At 43.9% G+C, this 3,298-nt stretch carries 2 protein-coding genes and 3 pseudogenes; all 5 read left to right on the top strand.

From position 1 onward, the window contains the following. Positions 1-561, top strand: a 561-nt coding sequence (locus F6K52_RS34435; protein WP_293089412.1) for a pentapeptide repeat-containing protein, incomplete at its 5' end; no start/stop codon positions are given. 91 nt (positions 562-652) lie between these two features. Further along, entirely contained in the window at positions 653-781 is a 129-nt protein-coding gene (locus tag F6K52_RS34430) for a hypothetical protein (protein WP_293089410.1), read from the top strand. Between the two features lie 341 nt (positions 782-1,122). After that, positions 1,123-1,353 (top strand): annotated as a pseudogene (locus F6K52_RS34425) (RNA-guided endonuclease TnpB family protein); the annotation flags it as partial. A 159-nt stretch (positions 1,354-1,512) separates the two neighbouring features. Further along, a pseudogene (locus F6K52_RS34420) lies at positions 1,513-1,761 on the top strand (hypothetical protein); the annotation flags it as partial. Between the two features lie 570 nt (positions 1,762-2,331). Then, a pseudogene (locus F6K52_RS34415) lies at positions 2,332-3,171 on the top strand (reverse transcriptase domain-containing protein); the annotation flags it as partial. Between the last annotated feature and the right edge of the window lie 127 nt (positions 3,172-3,298).

The raw sequence follows: 3,298 nt of genomic DNA, 5'->3' as shown, positions 1-3,298 counted from the left end.
AATTTGACAGGTGCTGACCTGAGTGGTGCCAATCTCAGTGGTGCTTCTCTCAATGGTGCTAATCTTACTGGTGCTAATCTCGCTGGTGCTAACTTATTTAGTACTGACCTGAGGGAAGCGTTTTTAGTTAATGCCCAGTTGTATGGTGTGAGCTTGAGTAATGCTTATATACAAGGAACCATTGGTATTCCAGATTATGCAGGTACCCCAGAAGATTTCTATGCGTGGGGAGTAGTAGAAGCGAAAAGAGGTAACTACAAAACTGCCATAGAGTATTACGACAAAACCTTGACCATGAAGCCTGACTTTGCTCCAGCTTTTCTGGCTCGTGGTATGGCTCGTTTCCGACTGGGAGAGGAAATAGCAGCGACCCAAGATGGCACTATTGCTATTGAACTGTTTAAAGAACAAGGAAATATTCCTGGATACCAAGCGTCACAGAGTTTGGTTAAAGGGATAGAAATTGCCCAAAATTCTGCAACCTCTAAAGGAGGTTCTAATTTAGGCAACACCTTGGCATCGGTTGGTAGCATACTCTTGAGATTTCTTTCTCCGTTTTAACAAAAACCTGCGAAATTCCCCCACCTCGTGCGTTGTAGGTGTTGAAGTTACCGTAAGGGAGTGGAGCCTTTATATAGCGTTTATCATAGCTATGAGGTACACATTATTTTTTCCCACTTCCCACTTCCCTGCTCCCTGCTCCCTGCTCCCTGCTCCCTGCTCCCTGCTCCCTAAAACCCATAAATTTGTACCTCATGGGTATAAGACTTGCTATAGTTAGAGGGTTATGGGAAAAGGGTTAAAGTTTGGCGTTGCTTAATAATGGAATGATTTTAAGAGTGAGGTGGCACCGGCATCTTGGTGGCACCGGCATCTTGGTGGCACCAAGATGCCGGTTACAATCTTCGGGCGGGCAGGATGCCCACTCTACTCCTATTCATTCAAAGACATTAGCAACGCCAACAGGTTTACGGAATTCCCAAAGCTGAAAGCCCCGTGTTTTTAAACCGGGGATGAAAGCTAGTAGCGACTTTAGTCGCCGTGAGAAAAATCCTGGCTAGTACTTGTAAGTTTTCGCTATTTTTTTTAGCGTAAGAATATAACAGAAGAGGTCGAGTTCTGATGATCATATTAGAGTTTAAAGCATACGGAAAACCCATCCAATATCAGGCTATAGATGAAGCCATTCGGACAGTTAAATTTATTCGTAATAGTTGCATTCGTCTATGGATCGATAACAAAGGAACAGGTAAGTACGACCTTAGTAAATATTGCAAAATATTGGCTAAAGAGTTTCCGTTTGCTAATGAACTAAACTCTACTGCCCGACAAGCTGCGGCTGAAAGGGCATGGTTAGAAGTTACCGTAAGAATAGTGGAGCCTTGTCTTGATGCAGTCGCTCATGGGGGAGACCCCCAAGACCGCGCTGCATCGCTATTACAAAATTTTTAACCCTTTTACCCATAGCCAGTCACCCATAAAGGCTCCACTATTCTAAGGTTTCATCTCCGGTCATCAATTTCTCGCTTCTTTGAAAACTGCAATAAAAAGGTACCAGGAAAGAAAGGCTATCCTCGTTTCCAAAAACACTGTAGATTCGGCGTAGCCGACGCTGCGCGAACGGTTGAATACAAGCAATCAGGGTGGAAGTTGTCCCCTAACAAGAAATCGATCGTCTTCAGTGACAAGAAAGGAATTGACCTTCGGTCACGCTACGCGAACGGAAAGCTAAAACTCAAGGGCACCTGGGACTTATGGCGCTTGTGTGACTCGTTGACTAGAAACCATATTTTAAATATGGGGGATTAGTCACTAGAATTAATTCTAGATAACTTGATAACCATGTTGGTGAAAGCCCAACCTTCGTGGAATCCGAATGACAGCCCTACCCCTATTCATAGAGAACTAACAAGCTTATGGATAAAGCGGGGTCGAATAGTGAAGCACTACTAACCTAAGGTGGTGAACCTAAGCAGGCAAGGACTCATGGGTACAACAGGAAGATACGTATAAATCATCGTCATAAGTGAGTGGCGCAATAGGCTGAAGCGCCACAGACAAAAAGTCATAGGATAAAAAGAATAAAAGGTTAAACGCCCTTTTATAGATTCCTCTAATCCTCGGTGAAGAGTATCACCCTAAAAGTCCAAAACAATGGTTATCAGGAACGAGGTAACCCCCATATGTACTCTCAACAAGGTCGATTGTTGAGTAGGTAGTTAGCCGTAGGTTATATGGGGGAGAGATTGAGTCAGAAGCTAATGCCTAGAGTAACTTCTAGGATATGCTGACGGACTCACTTCATAGGAAAAGGTATAGTTGCTAGTAGTAATGGAAAAGTCTAAAACGCTGGAAATCCAGACGGTGGAATGGAATAAGGTCAACTGGAAAAAACTAGAAAAAACCTTATTTAAGTTACAAAACCGAATATACCGAGCTTCTCAACGTGGTGATATCCGTGTGGTAAGAAAATTACAAAAGACTCTGATGAAGTCCTGGACAGCTAAAATGATTGCGGTCAGAAAGGTCACCCAGGAGAACAAAGGTAAAAAGACTGCCGGAATAGACGGGGTTAAATCTCTAACTCAGAAACAACGCCTCGCCTTAGTAGCCAACCTGAAGGTCTCCAAAAAGGCAAAACCGACACGTCGAGTATGGATTCCAAAACCTGGACATACGGAAAAACGCCCTCTGGGTATACCAACCATGTATGACCGCGCCTTACAAGCACTCACCAAACAGGCACTTGAACCTGAATGGGAAGCAAAATTTGAATCAAATTCATACGGATTCAGACCAGGACGCTCATGTCATGACGCTATCGAGGCCATATTTAACAGCATCAGAAAAATGCCTAAATGGGTATTAGATGCCGACATTTCTCAATGCTTCGATAAAATCAACCATGATTCCCTACTAACAAAAGTAAATACTTATCCATCACTAAGACGTTTAATTAAGTCCTGGCTCAAAGCCGGTGTGATAGATAATAATACATTCTCAATTACCAAGGAAGGTACCCCACAAGGTGGAGTCATCTCCCCCCTGCTGGCCAACATAGCCCTCCACGGTATGGAAAACGAAATTAAACAATATGCTGAATCCCTACCAGGTAGGAAACACGCAAACAAGAAGGCACTAAGTTTAATTCGATACGCAGATGACTTTGTGAGTGCGACCTGAAAGGCGCACGGTAGAGTGGGAGACTGTTAAAACCTCCCCAGGCAAGTGTCCGTCAGTCTGTGTCCATCCACTCACGGCGTTTGGAGTAATCGGAATGTCGCACAGCGAGAGGAAA

Origin of the sequence: Moorena sp. SIO3H5 (genome assembly GCF_010692395.1) — a bacterium.
In the GTDB taxonomy this organism is placed as follows: domain Bacteria; phylum Cyanobacteriota; class Cyanobacteriia; order Cyanobacteriales; family Coleofasciculaceae; genus Moorena.
This window is presented reverse-complemented; position numbering and strand designations above follow the sequence as displayed.